Annotated in this window: 20 protein-coding genes; 6 read left to right on the plus strand and 14 right to left on the minus strand. The window is 65.3% G+C overall.

Going from position 1 to position 18,845, the window contains the following annotated elements; genetic code table 11:
• Window positions 1-41: 41 nt before the first annotated feature.
• The 14 genes from BM396_RS00610 to BM396_RS00675 form a co-directional block, all read right to left on the minus strand.
• The gene (locus tag BM396_RS00610; RefSeq protein WP_043357241.1) at window positions 42-518 is read right to left on the minus strand and encodes a rod-binding protein; all 477 of its coding nucleotides are present in this window, start codon (window positions 516-518) and stop codon (window positions 42-44) included.
• A complete protein-coding gene (locus BM396_RS00615) occupies window positions 515-1,006 on the minus strand; it encodes a hypothetical protein (protein ID WP_139239438.1) in 492 nt (163 codons plus the stop codon). The genes BM396_RS00610 and BM396_RS00615 overlap by 4 nt, the downstream gene beginning before the upstream one ends.
• Before the next feature lie 25 nt (window positions 1,007-1,031).
• On the minus strand, window positions 1,032-1,778 hold the full coding sequence (gene fliR / locus BM396_RS00620; RefSeq protein WP_043379606.1) for a flagellar biosynthesis protein FliR: 747 nt from the start codon (window positions 1,776-1,778) through the stop codon (window positions 1,032-1,034).
• A 6-nt stretch (window positions 1,779-1,784) separates the two neighbouring features.
• On the minus strand, window positions 1,785-3,875 hold the full coding sequence (flhA, locus tag BM396_RS00625) for a flagellar biosynthesis protein FlhA (protein ID WP_043379603.1): 2,091 nt from the start codon (window positions 3,873-3,875) through the stop codon (window positions 1,785-1,787).
• A 159-nt stretch (window positions 3,876-4,034) separates the two neighbouring features.
• The gene (gene fliQ / locus BM396_RS00630) at window positions 4,035-4,316 is read right to left on the minus strand and encodes a flagellar biosynthesis protein FliQ (protein WP_043348590.1); all 282 of its coding nucleotides are present in this window, start codon (window positions 4,314-4,316) and stop codon (window positions 4,035-4,037) included.
• A 368-nt stretch (window positions 4,317-4,684) separates the two neighbouring features.
• Entirely contained in the window at window positions 4,685-5,095 is a 411-nt protein-coding gene (flgD, locus tag BM396_RS00635) for a flagellar hook assembly protein FlgD (protein WP_043379601.1), read from the minus strand.
• 45 nt (window positions 5,096-5,140) lie between these two features.
• Window positions 5,141-5,563: a flagellar biosynthesis repressor FlbT gene (flbT, locus tag BM396_RS00640; RefSeq protein ID WP_043348585.1), complete on the minus strand. Its 423-nt coding sequence runs from the start codon at window positions 5,561-5,563 to the stop codon at window positions 5,141-5,143.
• Window positions 5,560-5,919 carry a flagellar biosynthesis regulator FlaF gene (flaF, locus tag BM396_RS00645; protein WP_043348583.1) on the minus strand — a complete coding sequence of 120 codons (360 nt, stop codon included), beginning with the start codon at window positions 5,917-5,919 and terminating at the stop codon, window positions 5,560-5,562. The genes flbT and flaF overlap by 4 nt, the downstream gene beginning before the upstream one ends.
• 90 nt (window positions 5,920-6,009) lie before the next feature.
• A complete protein-coding gene (locus BM396_RS00650; RefSeq protein ID WP_043379598.1) occupies window positions 6,010-7,065 on the minus strand; it encodes a flagellar hook-associated family protein in 1,056 nt (351 codons plus the stop codon).
• Between the two features lie 4 nt (window positions 7,066-7,069).
• On the minus strand, window positions 7,070-8,527 hold the full coding sequence (flgK, locus tag BM396_RS00655) for a flagellar hook-associated protein FlgK (protein WP_043379596.1): 1,458 nt from the start codon (window positions 8,525-8,527) through the stop codon (window positions 7,070-7,072).
• A 22-nt stretch (window positions 8,528-8,549) separates the two neighbouring features.
• Window positions 8,550-9,758: a flagellar hook protein FlgE gene (locus tag BM396_RS00660; RefSeq protein ID WP_043379594.1), complete on the minus strand. Its 1,209-nt coding sequence runs from the start codon at window positions 9,756-9,758 to the stop codon at window positions 8,550-8,552.
• Window positions 9,759-9,944: 186 nt separating this feature from the next.
• Window positions 9,945-11,270 (minus strand): flagellar protein export ATPase FliI, encoded by a 1,326-nt coding sequence (gene fliI / locus BM396_RS00665; RefSeq protein ID WP_081948567.1) that lies wholly within the window; start codon window positions 11,268-11,270, stop codon window positions 9,945-9,947.
• A 42-nt stretch (window positions 11,271-11,312) separates the two neighbouring features.
• Window positions 11,313-12,053 carry a flagellar basal-body rod protein FlgF gene (gene flgF / locus BM396_RS00670; protein WP_043379590.1) on the minus strand — a complete coding sequence of 247 codons (741 nt, stop codon included), beginning with the start codon at window positions 12,051-12,053 and terminating at the stop codon, window positions 11,313-11,315.
• A 1-nt stretch (window position 12,054) separates the two neighbouring features.
• The gene (locus BM396_RS00675; RefSeq protein ID WP_043379588.1) at window positions 12,055-13,473 is read right to left on the minus strand and encodes a DUF1217 domain-containing protein; all 1,419 of its coding nucleotides are present in this window, start codon (window positions 13,471-13,473) and stop codon (window positions 12,055-12,057) included.
• 526 nt (window positions 13,474-13,999) lie between these two features.
• On the opposite strand from BM396_RS00675, the gene motA reads away from it, so the two are divergent.
• The 6 genes from motA (at window position 14,000) to flhB (ending at window position 18,744) form a co-directional block, all read left to right on the plus strand.
• On the plus strand, window positions 14,000-14,887 hold the full coding sequence (gene motA, locus BM396_RS00680) for a flagellar motor stator protein MotA (RefSeq protein WP_043379585.1): 888 nt from the start codon (window positions 14,000-14,002) through the stop codon (window positions 14,885-14,887).
• Between the two features lie 2 nt (window positions 14,888-14,889).
• The gene (locus BM396_RS00685) at window positions 14,890-15,819 is read left to right on the plus strand and encodes a flagellar motor switch protein FliM (protein ID WP_043348563.1); all 930 of its coding nucleotides are present in this window, start codon (window positions 14,890-14,892) and stop codon (window positions 15,817-15,819) included.
• Window positions 15,800-16,141: a hypothetical protein gene (locus BM396_RS00690; protein WP_244538780.1), complete on the plus strand. Its 342-nt coding sequence runs from the start codon at window positions 15,800-15,802 to the stop codon at window positions 16,139-16,141. Before BM396_RS00685 ends, BM396_RS00690 begins: the two co-directional genes overlap by 20 nt.
• Window positions 16,142-16,232: 91 nt before the next feature.
• Entirely contained in the window at window positions 16,233-16,625 is a 393-nt protein-coding gene (gene fliN / locus BM396_RS00695) for a flagellar motor switch protein FliN (RefSeq protein ID WP_043348558.1), read from the plus strand.
• A gap of 14 nt (window positions 16,626-16,639) precedes the next feature.
• A complete protein-coding gene (locus tag BM396_RS00700; RefSeq protein WP_043348557.1) occupies window positions 16,640-17,668 on the plus strand; it encodes a flagellar motor switch protein FliG in 1,029 nt (342 codons plus the stop codon).
• 14 nt (window positions 17,669-17,682) lie between these two features.
• Window positions 17,683-18,744: a flagellar biosynthesis protein FlhB gene (gene flhB, locus BM396_RS00705; protein WP_043379583.1), complete on the plus strand. Its 1,062-nt coding sequence runs from the start codon at window positions 17,683-17,685 to the stop codon at window positions 18,742-18,744.
• Window positions 18,745-18,845: the final 101 nt, after the last annotated feature.

Raw genomic sequence — 18,845 nt, forward strand, 5'->3', positions numbered from 1 at the left:
GATCCGTGTCCGGGGTGTCGGTGGGGCGGAGCGGGGTTGCGTCAGACCGCCGGGATCCGGGACGCGGGGGCCGGGGCTCTGGTGTCCGGGTGTGACGCCTCGATCATCCGGGCGATGCCGATGCCGCCGGCCTTGGCCAGCTGGGCGCCGAGCTGCTCGGCCAGCATCGACTTCCAGATCGCCCCGGCATTGCCCTTGCCGTAGACCGCCGATGCGCCCTGCGGGAGCATCGATTCGACGAAGGTCTGAAGGACGAAGGCCTCGAATTGCTGGGCGGGGGTTCCCTTCGTCCGGGGCGACGGCAGGGTTGCGGCCGTGCGGAACCGCGTCAGCACGGAATCGGCGCTCGGCTGCGGCGCTACGGCGAACCCGGTCCGGTTGCCCGAGGCCGTTCCCAGGGCGTCCGCGAAGGTTCCGGGCGCGCCTTGGGTGAGCTTGGTGACCGCGGCCTGATAGCGGGCGGGATCCGCCGCGCGCGCAACGTCGAGGACGATATCGGAGGGAGGCTGGACGCTCACGGCGTACTCGTATCCGGATTGTTGCGATCGCGACGAGCCCAGCCGTCAAGGCCGGACACATCCGCCGGGCCCACGGGAGACCTTGGCTCGTCCTGCAGGTTAACCGGCTTGGCTGACCGGAGGCTTGCCTCCTTGGTGAGGCCGAGATGGTCGAGCCGCTCCGCCCAATCCCGCTTCTCCGCGTGCTGGCGCTGGGCGGTCTCCAGGCGTCCGACCCACAGCTCGGTCCGCTTGTGCTGCGTGGAGCGTTCCATCAGCCTCAGTGCAGAGATGTCGCGTTCCGCGCGCAGCTCCTGGGCCTCAACCGCCAGGCGCCTCAGCCGCCCGACCGCCGTGGCGCGCAGCGGCTCGTGAAACGCAGACGCTTCGTTGAGGGCGCGAATCAGATCCGCCTGGGCCATGTCGGCCGCCTGAACCCGGCGGTCCAGGGCGGCAAGGTCCCGCTCGGCGAGCTGGTGCATGCGGTCCTGCAGGCGCAGCAGCCGCATCGCCCGGCTCAGGCGTGTCCGCATGTCAGCCTCTCTTCAGCCAATGCCCGTACTCGAGGGCGAACTGCCCGAGCAGATCCGTGGACAGGACCATCAGCAGCAGGAGGCCGCCGAACAGGATGAACGGTGTCGCGATGAAGAACACCGGAATCTGTGGTGTGAGCTTGTTGGCGAGCCCCAGGGCGAGATTGACCAGCAGGGAGTAAATGATGAACGGGCTCGTCACACGAACGGCCATGACGAAGGCCGCCGTGATCCGGTCGACGTAGCCGGCCAGCATGGGCCGCGCGCCGAACGGGTTCCCGGCCGGGATGCGGTCGTAGGAGGCGACCAATCCGCGGAACAGTTCCCAGTGCAGGTCCATGCTGAACACCAGCACCGTCGCCGCCATCATGATCAGCGAGCCGGCGAGGGAGGCCGCCTCGTGTTCGGCGACGGGATTCCCCGGGATGCCTCCCAGACCGATCATCGTCGCCAGGGCGCTGCCCATGGTTTCGAGCGCGAAATAGAAGGATCGGCCGAAGAAGCCGATGGCGAGCCCGGTGAGCGTCTCGCATCCGACCCACCAGAGAATGTCGGCCGGCCCTGCACCCCTCAGGCCCAAACCGAGTTTCGGCAGAAGCATGGGGGCCACCGCCAAGGTCACGGTCAGGGCGATGAACAGGCGGATGTGCGGGGCCACCCGCGCACTGGACAGGCCCGGCGCCACCAGCAGGCACCCGCCGACACGGCAGAAGATCACGAAGACGCCGAGGATCGTATCCGGGATCATCGGGGGTCAGGAGATCGTGCCGAGGGACTTGATCTCAACGCCGCGGGCGATCTCGACATGCGACAGCACGGGGACCGTCGGAAACAGGCGCTCGATGATCATCCGCACGTAGCTGCGCACCTCCGGCGCCGTGACCAGGGCGAATTTGTGCGACGTCTTCAAATGGGCGCGGATGGCCTCGGAGGCCTCGACGCCGAATTGCTCGATCAGCCGCGGATCGAGATCGACCTCGACCACATCGCCCTTGGCGTCGCGCTTGAGGCCTTGATGGAAGGTGAGATCCCAGCGGCTGCCGAGTCGCAGGACGTTGAGGGCGCCGTTCTCGGCAAGATCGCCGCAGATCTGCTGCGCGATCCGCAGCCGGACATGCTCGGCGATCTGCTCCGCCCGGCGGGCATGGGGGACGATCTCGGCGATGGCCTCGATGATCAGGTGCAGGTTCCGGATCGAGACCCGCTCGGCGAGGAGCAGCTTGAGCACGGCCTGCAGGCCTGAGTACGATATTTGCGACGGACAGATGTCGTCGACCAGCCGCTTGTATTCCGAATCGAGCCGCTCGATCAGCATCCTCAAGTCTTTGTAGGAAAGGAGCTGGGGCAGGTTGTTGCGGATCACCTCGCTGACATGGGTCAGCATCACGGAGTGCCAGTCGATCGGACTGAAGCCCTCGCGCCGGGCCTCCTGGGCGTAGGCATCCGGAACCCAGACGGCCCGCATGCCGAAGGCCGGCTCGCGCACCTCCTCGCCGGCGATGCTGGGCAGCGGACCGTCACCTACGACGATCATGGTCTCGCCGGGGCGCATCTGCTGGGCGGCGATGACGGTTCCGTGGATCGCGATCTCATAGCTCTTGCTCGGGACCGTCAGGGATTCGACCAGCTTGATGTCCGGAACCACGAATCCGTATTGCTGCGCGAACTTCCGGCGCATCCGGCCGACCCGGTGGGCCAGTTCGTTCTGCGCGCCCTGCATCTGCACCGCGAGGTGCTTGCCCAGCCGCAACTCGATCTCGGCGGTTTTCAGCGAGTCCTTCACGGCCTCGCTCTCCTGGTGCTCCAGGAGACGCTGCTGCTCCTTGGCCTTCACCGCGGCATCGACCTTCGATTGCGCCTCCGCGAGGCGGCGCGGGATCAGATAGGCGATGGTGCCCATCAAGACGCTCAGGACGGCGAAGGGCAGGAACGGCATCCCGGGCAGGATCGCGAAGACCAGCATCAGACCCGAGGCGACGAACAGCGCCCGCGGATAGGCGCCGAGCTGGCCGAGGACGGCCTGCTCGGCGGTTCCGCGCGTCCCCCCCTTGGACACGAGAAGGCCCGCGGCCAGGGACACGATGAGGGCCGGAATCTGCGAGACGAGTCCGTCACCGACCGAGAGCTTGGTGAAGACGTCGGCGGCCTTGCCCAGCGGCAGGCTGTGACGGGTGACGCCGATGATGATGCCGCCGAAGATGTTGACCGCGATGACGATCAGGCTGGCGATGGCTTCGCCGCGCACGAACTTCGAGGCGCCGTCCATGGATCCGAAGAACGCGCTCTCCTCCTCCAGCTCGCGCCGACGCCGCTGCGCCTCCTTGTCGTCGATGAGGCCGGCTGAGAGATCGGCGTCGATCGCCATCTGCTTGCCGGGGATCGCGTCCAGGGTGAAGCGTGCGCCGACCTCCGCGATGCGTGTGGCGCCCTTGGTGATCACGAGGAAGTTGACCGTGATCAGAATGGCGAACACCACGAGCCCGATCACGAAGTCGCCGCTCATCACGAACTGCGAGAAGCCCTGGATGACGTGGCCGGCCGCGTCGACGCCCGCATCCCCGTTGGACAGGATCAGCCGCGTCGTCGCGATCCCGAGGGCCAGACGCAGCAGCGTCGCGATCAGCAGGATCGTGGGAAAGGACGAGAATTCCAGCGGTTTGTGGATCCAGAGCGCGACCATGAGGATCAGCACCGAGATGGCGATGGAGAGCGCCAGCCCGATATCGATCAGCACGGCCGGAACGGGTAGGAACAGGATCGCGAGGATCGCGATGATGCCGATCGCGAACCAGACATCCCGCCGGATTCGTCTGTCCGGCGCGAGCGCTTGTACGGCCGATGCCACGCTCTCACCCCCTCGTGTCGTGATGGGACTTCTGGATCATCAAGCTTGCGCCTGCATGGCGTCGGTCCGCGCACCCGGCTCCGATGCCCGGGCGGCGCGCCTTGCGCGCCGCCGCGTCCGACATGCCGCGCGCAGACCCCCCTCCGCCTTCGACGCCGCTCATTCCGACACCGCGCGGAAGCCCGTCACGATCCGGCCGTAGACCATCTCGGTGAAGGCGTAGATCTGGCCGCCCACGAAGGAGCCGCTGACGATCATCACCAGCAGGACGACCACGATCTTCGGGACGAAGGTGAGGGTGACCTCCTGAATCTGGGTCAGCGCCTGGAACAGGGCGATCAGGATCCCCACCACCATGGCGGCCCCGACCGCCGGCCCCGAGGCGACGATGATCGTCCAGATGGCGGCGCGGACGAGTTCAAGGGCGTCGATCTCGTTCATGGGGCCGGACGGGGATTCTCACAGGGGCATTCGAGAGAGGAGGACGTTCACCGGAAACCGTCTGGCCGGCAGACGGGCTCGACTCGGTCTGATGGGGTGAGTGCGGTCTGCGCCGACGGTCCGGCGTCATCGCCTCCGCGAGCCCTTGCGGATGTCGGATCGGAGGCCTGCCGGGATCGCAGCGGCCCGCGCGCCCCATCGATTCCCGTCCAAGCCGCGCCCTGCTGGGCCGCGGCTGGCGGTTCAGGCCGGCGTGTCGACTGCGATCGCCGCGGACGTTGCGATGACGCGGATGCCGGCTCGTCGAACGATCGCGCATGCCGTGGCATTACGGCCGCCGACCGGCTGCCGTCAGGCCGGGGACGGTTCTAGGACACGGTCAGTCCGGATTCGTAGGGGACATCCTGGCCGCTATCGAGATGTACGATCAGGCCGTCCTTCGTCACCCGCGCGGACGTGACTGTTCCCGTGACCGATCCGTCCGCAGAGGTGACGGTGTGCCCGATGAGATTGCTGGCCTGGGACAGACTCGAGGAGGTGAGCAAGGCGTCGAGCTTGCTATTCATGTTCACGCTCTGCTCAACCTGCGAGAATGTCGCGAGCTGGCCCATGTAATCGGTCGATTTCATCGGCGCCGTGGGATCCTGGTTCTTCATCTGCGCCATGAGGAGCCTGAGGAAGGTGTCGTAGTTCAGAGTCGACGGCTTCGCGGCCGGGGCCGTTCGGGCCGCGACATTCGCGGTTGACGGGTTCGTAGATTGGGTTGCCGGTATGGACATGGCTCGACCTCCGTCTGGTTTCGGCGCCTATTCCCTGACGGTTCGTCAGGCGACCTGATGAGTGAGACTGTTCGAGTTCGGTCGAGATGGCGCGTCTTCCGGTTCGAAGACTCCGCGCAGCATCCGCAGGACCTCGAACGGCCGACCCCTGTTGAGGAGGTCGCGCGCCGCTGCGAGCGCCGCAACGACGGCGCGATCAGGAGTCTGAGCCAGGATCGTCTGCTCGACTTTATCGTAAGCCTGTCGGACTTGGCCGGCATTGCTGGGATCGATCAACATGGCCTGGGCGATGAAGTAGAGCTGGCGCAGCGGCGTCTTCGCCTGCTCGACCTGCAGCACATGGGCTTCGAGAAGAAAGGTCGCGTCGTTGAGCAGCTCGATCGTGACCTTGCGGTCCACTCTGAGAACGGCCCCGTTGATGAAGATGCGCTCCTGGCCTCGCAGGCTGAGATTGATCGAGCGGCTCATTGGAGACCATCGCGGATCAGCGTATTGACGTAGATGAGAGCCTCGAACCCCGTCGCATCGCCGCGGAGGATCTGGTCGGTCTGGCTCAAGTTCCACAATCCGATGGAGATCAGGTCCGCCCGTAATTGCGCCGGCAGCGCGTTCTCGGGATTGGCGAGATCATCGATGAGCATGCTCCAGAGGCGCTGCAGGAAGCTGATGGCCTCCTGACGCAGTTCCGCCGATGCAGGGGCGGCCTCGGCCTCCTTCATCAGAGCGATGGCCCGATCGAAGGCCGCCCGTTCCCGCTCCCGGGCGAGGGTGGGTGAATCGTCCAAGACTTCCGTGTAGGCTTCCGCGTAGGACGCGCCGTACATTGCCGATCTGCCTATCGAATTGAAGCGTTGCCGCAGTGATGTGCCGTCGCTTGGCGTGTCGCCCGGCGGTCAAAACCGTATCCGAAACTGTCAGACGTAATCGATCAGACTGATCCGTCTCATCTCGCTCGTCAGACTGTACGAGACCTGAAGGTCGGCTTTCAGGTTTTCCTGGCGTGTCCTGAGTTCTGCGAGATCGACGCTCTCGAGATTGCTGTATCCGAGGGTCAGGAACTTTATCTTGGAATCGAGCAGGTTGTCGGCGGCTTTCATTCTGGATTGAACGATGCCGACGCTGGCTTGGATCTGCGTCAGGTTGAACGCGGCATGGCTCGCCAAGTCCCGCATCTTGTCGTACACGATCGACTGCGTCGACGGGGCGAGGCTGGTCAGCCCGATTTCGGAACCGACCGTATACAGCATTGCGAGCTGTCGAACGGCCTGAACGTTGGCATTGACGGATGTCTCCGCCGTTTCGCCGCCAGCGAGTTCACTGCGGATGTTGACGTTCGACGCACCGGACCATGTCGCACCCCATTGAGGGTCGGCGAAAAGCGCGGATGCGGGGCCGTCGAGGAAGGCCTGCATCTGTGTCGCCGTGATGTTGGTCGCGGCCGGCAGCGTTCCGGGCGCGAAGCCGAAGGCGGCTTGGAACGCCTGCGCGAAGGCTAGCTTGGCAGCCGCCGGCGGCACGGATTGCGTATCCGCGATCGGGCGTCGGTCGGTATCGATTCCGGAGAACAGGAATTGGCCCGCGACGGCGGAGTTCAGATGCGCGATCAGCGCCGAGAGTCGCGATGACGCCTCCTTCACCGTCTCGGCCCCGTTGCTGCTGAACAGCTTTCCAGGGGTGACGAGGGCGAGGAAGGACTCGCTGTCCGTCCGGATCTGGGTCAGCGCATCGTAGGTGCCGCTGACCCGGAGCCCGGTTATGTTGTTGCGGCTCTGTTGCGCCTTGAGGTCGTCGACCTCCTGTCTCAGATTGATGTCTGTTCCGGTCCTGTGGCCGAGCTCAAGGCCGACATCGGCGTATCGGCCGCCCTGCACCATTTCGGCATTCGCCTTCGCGATCTCCGCCTCCAGCCGGGCGGCGCCGGCGCGGGGCGAGTTCCAGAGCGTGGCGGTAGAGATGTAGCTCGTTTTCATGACGCTACCTCACGGCATCAAGGAGAGACTGGATCATTGCATTGACGGTCGCGATAAGCTTGGCGGACGCCGCGTAGGATTTCTCGAGCTGCAGCATCGAGGCGACTTCCTCGTCGCGGTTCACGCCGGTCGTGTTCGAGAGCGCGGTCGATGCGCTGTCCAGCACCGCTGATTCTTTGTCGACCTGGAGGGACGCAGCCTTGCGGGCGGCTTCGAGCCAGCTCGCCGACGCCGCCGCGGCGGTTTGCAGGGATGCCGAGGCCGGCAGTTCCGAGGCCGCCGCAAAGGGCCGCTCCGCGCCGAGGGCGGCGCGCAAGGCGTTCAAGTGATCGGAGAAGGCGGCGGCCTGCGTGTCGTTGTACAGATATTGCGCCCCCGCATTCATGCCGCCGTCGCGCAGCGTGAACGGGTTGCCGCCCTGCTCGGGATCGGCTGCGGCGTTGACGCGGATGGTGTGGGCGAGCCCCGTAATGCCTGCCCCGGGAAGCGCCGGGCCGCCGGGATAGGTGAACAGGCCGGCCCGGGCCGCACCGATCGCGGACGTCTTGTCCGTCTCCGACAGGGCGTTGATCAATCCGGCGGCGATGGCGTCGAGCTGCTTCTGATACGTGACCGTGACTTCGTCGCGGATCGTCATCTGTCCCACGATCCGGCCGGATTGCAGCGGCATCAGGGAGCCGTTGCCGGTCACGCGCATCCCGTCGATGAACACCGCCTTGCCGGTCGTCCCGGCCGCGAAGGCGGATGTCGGTTCGAAGGTGACCGTCCGAGGCTGCCTTTCGAACAGGGGCGAGCCGTTATCGGCGTAGATCGCCATGTCGTTGTTCTCACGGACGACCGTGCTGATGCCGATCTCCTGGGACAACTGGGTGAGGATCTTGTCCCTGTTGTCGAGCGCATCGCTGATATCGTCCCCGCGCGCCGTCCCGAGGACGACGGCCTTATTGGCCGCGTCGAACTTTCCGAGCAGGTCGTTGATCGTGGCGACGGACTCGGCGATCTCCTGGTCGGCGCTCAGCCGGGCGGCCTGCACCGTGTCGCTCGCTTGGTTCAGCGCGCGCGCGAGGTCCCGCGCGGCCGCAACGGCGGCCTTCGCCAGATTCACGTCGTTCGGCTGGTTGGCGGCATCGCCCAGTGCCGAGTTCAGGATACCGACCTTTGCGGCGATGGAGCGCTGCGCGTCCGTATCGCCGACCGTACCCTCCAGCGTGGTGAGCCCGGTCAGGATCGCCTCATAGCCGGCGAGTTCCGACGTGCTGCTCATCATCCGATCGAACAACGCCGTGTTGCTGGCGCGGTTGATGACGACCCGGACCGGCCCGTCCGTCGTGACGAGCGATGCGATCTTTCGCGAATAGGCCGGATCGTCGGCCCCGGCGATGTTCCGCGACACGACGTCGGTCTGGGTCGCGTTGGCGAGCAGGGATCCGCGCGCGGCGTTCAGTGCAACGGAAAGGCCCATGTGGAACGTCCTCTATTCCAGCTCAGCGCTTCAGGTTCACGAGGAGTTCGAGCATTTCGGCGCCGGTCTGAAACACTTTGGAATTGGCGCCGTAGCTGGTCTGCGATTGGATCATCGTTGCCAGCTCGGTTCCGAGATCGACGTTCGATTCTTCGAGCATGCCCTTCAGGATCTGCCCGCGGCCGCCGACGGTGGCGAAGCCGATCTGGGGCGTGCCCGAACTGGGGGTGGTATCGAAGACATTGCCGGCCTGCGGACTCAGATTGTCCGGGCTCTCGACAGTGGCGAGCGGGACCTTGAAGGCCGCCGCCTTCTTGCCGTCCTGATAGACGGCGTACACCGTCCCGTCTCTGTCGATGTCCGTTCCCACGACGCTCATCGGGGCGCTTCCGTTGGCGCCCCCCGTGATCGTGTATTCGCCTGCCAGAGCCGTCATGTTGGCCATGTCGATAGACATGGGCTGGCCCTTTGGAACGGTAAAGTTCAGTTTCGGCAGGCCTTGAATTTTGCCATTGCTGTCGAAAGTCAGATTTGTCTGGCCGAGCGGTGATCCGGGAAAGTTCGCGGGTTTGCTGGAATCGTAGGCCGAGACCTGCCACGTGTTGGATGCCGTCTTCGAGAAGTACAGATCGACGACAACGGCGTGGCCGAGATTGTCATAGGTGGTTATGCTGGTCGCCTTCGTGAAATTCGCCCCGCCCGTGACGATCGCCGCGTCGGCAGGAAGGTTGCCGCTGATCGTTCCGATGGTGGAGGGGCGGGCCTGCATGGACAGGCTGGCCGTGTTGACGGGCACGAGCCCGTCATAGCTGTTCAGCGAGACCTTCGGATCGCCCGAGGCCAGGCTGTAGCCCATCAGGTGCATGCCGGCTGCATTCACGAGATCCTTGGTTGTCGCGTCTTCGATGAAATTCCCGGCTCGGGTCAGGTAAGTCCTGCCGCCGGGATCCTTGACGACGAAGAATCCGTTGCCGTTGACGGCGAGGTCGGTGGCGGACGTCGTCGCGGATCTCGTGCCCGGGCTCGTGATCGCGTGTCGCACGATCGTATCGACCGATCCGGACTCGTAGGATCCCGGGTTCGGGTCGATCAGGAGCGACGAGAACTCGGTTGATGCGCGCTTGTACCCGGTTGTATTCTGATTCTGGATATTGTCAGCAACCGTTCCAAGTCGATTGGTTTGGGCGTTCATTCCGGAGACGCCGCTGTTCAGCACACCATAAAGTCCCATGACGAACGTCCCCGTTGTTTGATCATGTTCGGCCGACTCTGATCAGAGATCGCTTGCGCGAAGCTTTCCGAGCGGCTTCTCTGAACCCGCGCCGGCGAGCGACGCGGTTCCTCGTGACGCCCTGCCATCGGCACGGGCGATCGACCCTCCCCCCTCGGATCCGGGTCCGCCCCGTGCCTCCGTTGATCAGGTTCGCAACGCGTTCGCGAGGTCCAGGAAGGCGTCGAGGCTGCGCGGCTCGGTGGGATCCTGCCGGAGGGCCGCATAGATCTTCGGGACCAAGACGACGGCTTGGTCGAGTTCCGGATCCGCTCCGGCCTGGTATCCCCCCATCTGGCGCAGGTCCCGGGAATCCTCGAAACGCGCGACCAGGCTCTTGAGCATGCGGACGAGTTCGCGCTGCTGCGGGGTCCACACGACGTCGGCCAGGCGTGAGATCGAGCCGAGCAGGTTGATCGCCGGATAGCGGCCCTGATCGGCGATCGCCCGGTCGAGGACGATATGGCCGTCGAGGGTGCCGCGGATGCTGTCGGCCACCGGGTCGTTGTGGTCGTCTCCGTCGATCAGGACCGAGAAGATGCCGGTGATCGTGCCGCCGCCCTCGGTCCCCGGCCCGGCCCGTTCCAGCAGACGCGGCAGATCGCCGAACACGCTCGGCGGATAGCCCCGTGCCACTGGCGGTTCGCCGGCCGCGAGGGCCACCTCCCGGGCGGCATGGGCAAAGCGCGTGACCGAATCGAGGATGAGCAGGACCGATTGGCCCTGATCGCGAAAATACTCGGCGACGGCGAACGCGAGCTTCGGCGCCTGCCGGCGCATCATCGGGCTCTCGTCGCCCGTGGCGACCACGACCACCGACCGGGACCGACTGTCCTGTACAGGGCCCTCGAGGAACTCCCGAACCTCGCGCCCGCGCTCGCCGACCAGGGCGACGACCACGGCGTCGAATCCGGAGCAGCGGGCCAGCATGGACAGCAGCGTGGTCTTCCCGACCCCGGAGCCCGCGAAGATGCCGATGCGCTGCGCCGCGCAGAGCGGCGTGAACAGGTCCATGGCCCGCACGCCGGTCGGAAGCGGCCGGTTCACCCGGGACCGCAGCATCGCGGGCGGAGGATCGGCATCCAGCGGCATCGCCCGCGCGCCCTTGGCCAACGGCCCCTTTCCGTCGATGGGCTGCCCCAGGGCGTTGATGACGCGATCCTTCCAGTCCTCGCAGGGTCGGGGATCCGAGGTCGGCACGCGATAGGCGGGCGATCCGAGGCCGGCGCCGATCCGGCTCTCGAACGGCTTGAGGATCGCCCCGTCTTCGTCGATCCGCACGACCTCGCCGTCGAGATTCCGCCCGCCGGTCTCGATCTGCATCCGATCGCCGAGCCTCAGTAGGGGGGTGTTGATGCGGATGCGGCAATGGCCGAACCCGATCTCCCGGACGACTCCCCCGACTCTGACGAGGGGATGATCGTCCCGGTCCTCCAGCGCGCGGGCGAGCCGGTCGAGGGCGTTCATGCTCATCTCAGCACGCGGCAGCCTTGTGGAGTCCACGATGGCGGTCGCTTACGCGCTGGGGCCGAGGCCGCGGATCGCGTCCTGCAGCGAGGATTCGGTTTCGGCCACCGCGGCGGCCGCATTCTGGAAGGTGCGCGTGATCTCGATGAGCCGGGACATCTCCATGACCGGATTGACGTTGGCCCCCTCCTGAAATCCCTGCTGGACCCGGACCGTGGTCGCGTCGCGCTGATTGAAGTCCAGGATCGGCTGGCCCGGCCTGTCCGACGCGACGGCACCGCCGGCGACACGGGTGAGTTTCGCGGCCGGGTCCAGACGGAACACGCCGAGTGCGCCGATCTGATTGGTGCCCTGGGATATGATCGCGTCCTGTCCGATCGTGATCGGGGGCCCTTCCGGATCGACGGTCAGGGGCGAACCGCCGGGGTCCAGGATCGGGCGCCCGCTCAGATCTTGCAGGTCGCCGGCCGCCGTGACCTGCATCCGGCCGTCGCGGGTATAGACCGGACCTCCTGGACCCCGCACGGCCAGCCAGCCGTCCCCCTGCACGCCGACGTCGAGGGGCGAATCCGTCTTGATGAGCGGTCCGGCCTTGCGCGACAGGAAGGTCTCGCCCGGCGTCGTGAACGCGACCTCGCGCCCGCCCGCCTCGGACAGGATCGTCTCGAACTTGACCTCCTCCGCACGGTAGCCGGCGGTCCCGAGATTGGCGACGTTGGTCGCCACGGTGTTCAGGCGCTGTTCGAGCGCCATCTGGGCGGACAGCGTGACGTAAAGCGACGCCTGCATGTCAGTGCCCCCCCAGCCGGATGGATTGCAGCTTGAGCAGGAGCCCGGTGTCGAAGCCCGAATCGGACCCGCCGAAGAGCGACAGCGTCGGCGTCGACGCCGTATCGTTCTTCTGATCCCACATGATCGTGAAGCGCTTAATGAATTTGTCGAGTTTTTCCGGATCTTTGAAACTCGATATATCGATTTTTCTGTTGATCATCGCCGCCTGAGAATCAAGGTTTGACCTTGCTGTCTCCGGAGAGAGGCCGAGCACTGTCCGAACGACTTCGGCCAGCGCCTTGTCAGCCAGGATGCCATACGCGGATTTGACGTTTCCGGCCTGGCGCCGGAAGTAGAGGGCCAGCCGCGTGCCCTGATCCTCTGCGCCGACATCGCTCTCCAGGGTCTGCTGGACATAGGCGTCGATCGTCGCCGTGCGAGCCGCGTTGCGCGCATCCTTGAATCGATCAAGAAACTGGCTGAGAGTCCTGGGATCTCGCAGTGTCAGGACGTCGAGTTTCTTCGCGATCAGAGCGGCCTGGGCGTCGGATTCTTTCGATGCCGTGGTGGCGGGAAGGCCCAGGGTGGTCCAGACAATGTCTGTGAGCACGCCATCGGCAACGATATCCGCAGCGGAGTAAAGGGTGCCCGCCTTAGCCTTGAAATAAGTGACCAATTTCTCCGTTTCCGCGTCGGATCCTGCATAGACTCCCGCGGGCCGGAAATAAGAATCGACGATCGCTCTGCGACCGTCCTTGCGGGCCTCGACAAACTGATCGACGAGCTGGTTCAAAGCCGTCGGATTCCCGAAGGTCGCAGCGTCAAATTTGCTCTCGATCTGTAAGGCCTGTGTTGCGATGTCGTCCTTCTCGGAGGCCGGCGGCAGCCCGACCGCCGTCCGGATAATGGAGGACAGTTTGCGATCCGCGGCGATGTCGCTTGCGGATTTGACGTGCTCTGCAATGTCCAGGATGTATTGTGCGTCGCGTTCTGTCTGGTTGTCGTATTGGGAGCGGCGCTGTTCAATCGGTTTGTTTGATCCGATGGCCTCCATCATGGCCGCGATTTCGGGATTGTCAAATGTCTTCGGCTTACTGGGATCCTCGCCGTAAGACCTGAAGTTGAAGGCGTTTGCAAAATCCCTGTATCGGGAATCCTGAAGCCGGTTGACCAGAACGTGCCCGTTCGCATCGGGCTCTCCCAGAAGAACCTTCTTCATGAATCCCTTGGCGTAGGTCATGTCTTCAAGGCCAAAAGCCCGCATCGCGAACGCGAACAAGCGCGCATTGCCGATGAAATCATCGACGGATTTAACGCTGCCGATGTGGTCAGTAAAATATTTTGTTTCGAGGGCCACAGATCTTTCTGCGGCCTTGTTGCTCAATGATTTGGAAATATCTCTCGAGATGATCTGATATTGTGCGGCCGTCGAAGACATGCGTCGTCTCCAGGTTTTGTATGAAGTTCGGCGTATTGCGACAATGATTCAGCCACAACATCGATGAGAGTTTGCCAATCTCGCAGGCCGGGGCCAGACTCTTTTTAGGTGGTGGAGCTTGTCCGGACCTTGCCTGGGTCGCCGCCGAGGCCGTCGTGCGCAGCGGAGATGGGGCGCGTATCCGGAATAACCTTATGGCGTTCGCTGTCCTCTGATGGGCCGTGATTGACAGCGCCCGGCTTCTGTCGGTGCCGCACCCGACATCCGTCCCTCTGCCGAGGGACGACCGAGCGATCTCGACCGGGATCCCGTTCGAGGTTTGCTGCGGTGTCCTCTGAGATAGGCGCCCTGCCGCGACGGGCTGCGGCTTCGGGATCGTCGGCGTCGCAAGGGCAAGGGCGAGTGCCCGTCTCGGACGGGCAATCTCCCCGGCAACGGCATCGGGCGCCCCACGCAGGCTCCAGCCCGACGCAAGCATGACCGTCTACGGCCCGGTGTAGCGATCCATACGACGTCGAGGCGCTACGTGGGTGTTATCATCGGCTTGCTGACCGCGATGGTCTGTGTCGCGGGCGGCTTCTGGGCCATGGGCGGCCACCTCATGGTGGTCTGGCAGCCTTTCGAATTCATCATTGTCGGGGGCGCCGCGATCGGTGCGTTCATCGTCGCCAACCCGGCGCGGGTGGTGATGGACACCGCCGGTGCGGTCCGGGATGCTCTGTTCGCACGGGAGCCGAGACAGGAGGATTACCTTTCCTTGCTCGGCCTTTTGTTCGCGCTGACACGGGAACTCCGGTCAAAGCCGCGCAACGAGGTCGAAAGTCACTTGGACAGACCGGATGAGTCCGAGATCTTCAAAGCCTATCCGCGCGTGGCCCGCGACCAGGAACTGACGCTGTTCATCTGCGACTATGTCCGTCTCCTTCTGGTCGGCAATGCGCGGCCCTACGAGATCGAGGCGCTGATGGAGGAGGAGATCGCGACGCACCGCGGCGACAAGCTGAAGGTCTACTTCGCGCTGATGAACATGGCCGACGGCTTGCCAGCCCTGGGGATCGTGGCGGCGATCCTCGGTATCGTGAAGGCGATGGGGGCGCTCGACCAATCCCCCGCCCTGCTGGGAAGCCTGATCGGGTCCGCTCTGGTGGGCACCTTCACCGGCATTCTCGTCTCCTACAGCGTCGTGGCGCCGCTCGCCAACAAGGTGAAGACGACCCGCGAGGCACAGGCCCGGGTCTTCATCATCGTCAAGCAGACTCTGCTGGCCTTCATGAACGGCGCGCTGCCGCAGATCGCCGTTGAGCATGGCCGCAAGGCCATCACGGCGGCCTACCGGCCGACGATCGACGAGGTGGAGAACGCGACGATCACGGGCGCGCCGCGCAGCGAGAGCGCCCTGCGTGAGGCGGCTTGATCATGGACAAACAACCGGTCGCCAACGACATCCGGGATCGGCTCCTGGACGCCGCAGGGCTCTCCCTCGATCGCCTCCCGATGCTGCACGTGATCCTCGACCGGGCCGCGACGTTCTGCGCGGAGCAGCTCCGCCACCTCGCGGCCTCCCCGGTCTACTTCTCGCTGAGCAATGTCGAGAGCCAGCGGTTCGGAGACATCCTGGAGCCCTACGAGGCGAACGCGGTCGCCGGCATCTTCAAGGCGCCCGAATGGGACAGTCACATCCTGGTCGGTTTCGACCGCGACTTCATCTTCACGATGGTGGAGGCGCTCCTCGGTGCCGACGGCTCCGAACCGCCGCTCGACGAGGAACGATCCTTCTCGAATATCGAGATGCGGATCGCGCAGCGCCTCTTCGAGCAGATCGGCAAGGCGATGCAGTCCGCATTCGCGCTGGTGGCGGACACGCCGTTCAAGCTCGAGCGGACGGAGCTGCGAATGGATTTCGCCGTCATCGGCCGCCGGAACAACCAAGCGGTGGCGGCGAAGTTCGTCCTGCAGGCGCTCAATCGCGGCGGAGAGATGTTCATCGTCATCCCGCAATCCGTCCTGAATCCGATGCGGCAGAGCCTGGCGCGGATCCTGGTGGGTGAGACCTCCGCCCGGGACTCCCGGTGGACGAAGCAGATCGCCGGCGAGGTGCAGAAGACGCCGGTGACCCTCAAGGCGATCCTGGAGGAGAAGCAGCTGACGCTCGGCGAGATCGCCGAGCTCAGCGTGGGACAGGTGCTAGAACTGCGGGCGACCCCGCGCAGCCGTGTCAAGCTGGTCGGCAACGACCGCGATCTGTTCTGGTGCGATGTCGGGCAGGAGGAGGGCGGCGTCGTCCTGCGCGTGGACCGCTTCATCGATCAGGATCAGGAATTTATCGATGATGTTCTCTCTCGCTGAGGCCCTGCTGTTCGCGGCCCTGGTCGCGACGACCGCCTGCCTCGTACCGATGTACATGCGACTGAAGCGGCTCGACCGGTATCATGCCCAGTACCGCGACATGGTCGATTGGAGCGCGTCCGCCCTCGTCGGCGCGAGCAACGCCGTCCAGTCCTTCGCCCAGGACGGGCGTGTCGTCCTCGAAGATCTGAGCCGCGAGATCGAGTGCGCCAAGGTGGCCCTGGCCGAGCTGAAGGCGGAGCGGATCAGGCTGGCGAACGCGGCACAGCCCGGCAGTGCGAGCCCTGAACCTGCCGTCGGCGGCAACCTGACGAGCGCCTGATGCCGGCTCAGCCGACGTGGCCACCCTCCCCCGCGACCGCCGGTCCCGGTGCGGCTCGGCCGCGAATCGTCCCATCCTTGAGGAGCGTTTGATGTCATCCCCCGCAGACCACGTGAATGTCGAGTCCGGGACCGGGAGTGGGCATAGCGACAGCCTGTTCGCCAAGATCGAGGCGCATGCCGACGGCCAGCGGGCGCAGGACGAGCGCTTGGGCCATGGCCGGAATCTCGATTCCATCCTCCGGATTCCGGTCTTGATGCAGGTGGTCCTCGGATCGGCCACGATGCCGGTCGCCAACCTGATGAAGCTGGGCCGAGGAGCGATCGTTCCCCTGGACCATCGCGTGGGCGAACCGGTCGACGTCGTCGTGAACGGCCGCGTCATCGCCCGGGGCGAAGTCGTCGTGGTCGAGGATGACAATTCCCGCTTCGGCGTGTCCCTCACCGAAATCGTCGGTCCCGCAGCGGCCGATTCCAACGGCTGAGAGGAAGCAGCGCCATGGCCGCAGGTTCCATGACCAAAGTCGGTCGAAGAGTGCTGACCCCTGCCGAGGAGGTCGCGGCCGTCCTCATCGCGATGAAGAAGACGACGGCCAGCCGGCTCGTCAAGTATTTCGACCAGGCCGAACTGAAGCAGATCACGCGCGCCGTCTCGCAGCTCGGACCCGTCCCCAAGCCGCAACTCGAGACGATCGTCGAGCAGCTGGCGGCCTTCTTCGCCGACGGGGCGAACCTGATCGGGACGGCCCGCGAGATGGAGAAGCTGCTGGAGGGGGTCCTGCCTCCGGAGCAGATCGCCGAGATCATGGCCGATGTGCTCGGCGGGGGGGAGCGGTCGATCTGGGACCGGATCTCGAACGGCTCGGAGACGGCTCTTGCCGCCTACCTGATCAAGGAACATCCGCAGACCGCGGCCCTGATCCTGTCGAAGGTCAAGCCGGCCTGTGCCGCCAAGGTGATGGCCCAGCTCCCGGCGCCGATGCGCAACGCGGTCATGCGGCGCATGCTGACGTTCAAGCCGATCGTCGAGACCACGATGAAGATGATCGAACAGACCATCCACGAGGACTTCATGATCAATCTGGCGCGCAACGCCGCGGCGGATACCCATTCGCGCATGGCCGACATCATCAACAAGATGGAGCGCCAGAGCATGGAGGAGGTCCTGGACAACCTCACGCAGTCGCGCCCGAAATCGGCGGAGATCCTGAAGAGCCTGCTCTTCACCTTCGACGACATCATCAACCTGACACCGCGGGCCCGCACGACCCTGTTCGACCAGATCCCCCACGAGAAGGTCATCCTGGCGCTCAAGGGCACGAGCGGACAGCTGCGCAACGTCGTGCTCAGTGCCCTGACGGCCCGCGCGCGGCGCCTGGTGGAGCACGAACTCGAGGGTGGCGAGCCCGCCTCGCAGCGGGATGTGCACGAGGCCCGCCGCGCGATCACCGATCAGGCGCTCGAGATGGCCGCCCGAGGCGAGATCGAACTCAGCTCGGCGGATTCGGATGAGACCTACATCCGCTGAGCGGGACTGCCGCGATGTCGGATGACAAGGAGAGCAAAACCGAGGCGGCCAGCGAGAAGAAGATCAGCGACGCGGTCGCGCAGGGCAATACCCCCTTCTCGCGCGAGGCCCCGGTCTTCGCCTCGATCATGGGCCTGCTGGTCTTCCTCGTGTTCGTGGTGCGGGATCAGGGGGCTGCATTCGTGCGGCGGCTCACCCTGCTCCTCGAGCAGCCGCGCAACTTCAGCGTGGAGACCAGCCCGGACGCCAAGCGCCTCGTTCACGCCCTGGCCCTGGAAATGGGCCGGTTCCTGTTGCCGGTTCTGGTGATCCTGCTCGTCGCCGGGATCGCCGCCTCGATCTTTCAGAACGCGCCCCGCATCGTGTTTGATCGCATCCAGCCCCAATGGTCTCGCATCTCGCCCGCGAGCGGCTGGAAGCGGATCTTCAGTACACAGGGGTTCGTCGAGTTCGGAAAGAGCCTCTTCAAGTTTCTGGCGATCGGCGGCATGTCCTTCATGGTTCTGCGCGCAGACCGGTACGAGATCGTGGACGCCATGTTTGTGGATCCGATCGGCCTGCCCGAGTTCCTGCTGACCCTGTCGGTCCGCCTGATCTCGGCCGTCAGCGTGGCGACCATCGCGCTGGTGGCGGGCGATCTGGTCTGGTCCCGCCTGCGCTGGCAGCGTGACCTGCGGATGTCGCGACAGGAGCTGAAGGACGAGTTCAAGCAGCTCGAGGGCGACCCGCTTGTGAAGGCCAGGCTGCGCTCGCTGGCGCAGGACCGGCTGCGCAAGCAGATGATGGCGGCGGTGCCCCGCGCCACGATGATCCTGGCGAACCCGACGCACTACGCCATCGCGCTGCGCTACGATCAGAGCGAGAGCGACGCCCCGGTGGTGCTGGCCAAGGGGGCGGACCTGATCGCCCTGCGCATCCGCGAGATCGCCGAGAGGAACCGGATCGAGGTGGTCGTCGACAAGGCCCTGACCCGGGCGATGTACGACCACGTGGAGATCAATCAGGCAATCCCGGCGGAATTCTACCGGGCGGTGGCGAATCTCCTCGTCTACGTGATGACGCGCAAGCGCCGCTGAGCGGCCGCGGGTGACCGGCCCGCGGATCGGGGAACCCGGCCTGGCCGGCCGGCGCCCCCCCCCGGCGGGCGCCGGCCCTCAGAAATGCGGGAGGGCGCGCC

This window comes from Methylobacterium sp. UNCCL125 (genome assembly GCF_900116795.1).
GTDB lineage: Bacteria > Pseudomonadota > Alphaproteobacteria > Rhizobiales > Beijerinckiaceae > Methylobacterium > Methylobacterium fujisawaense.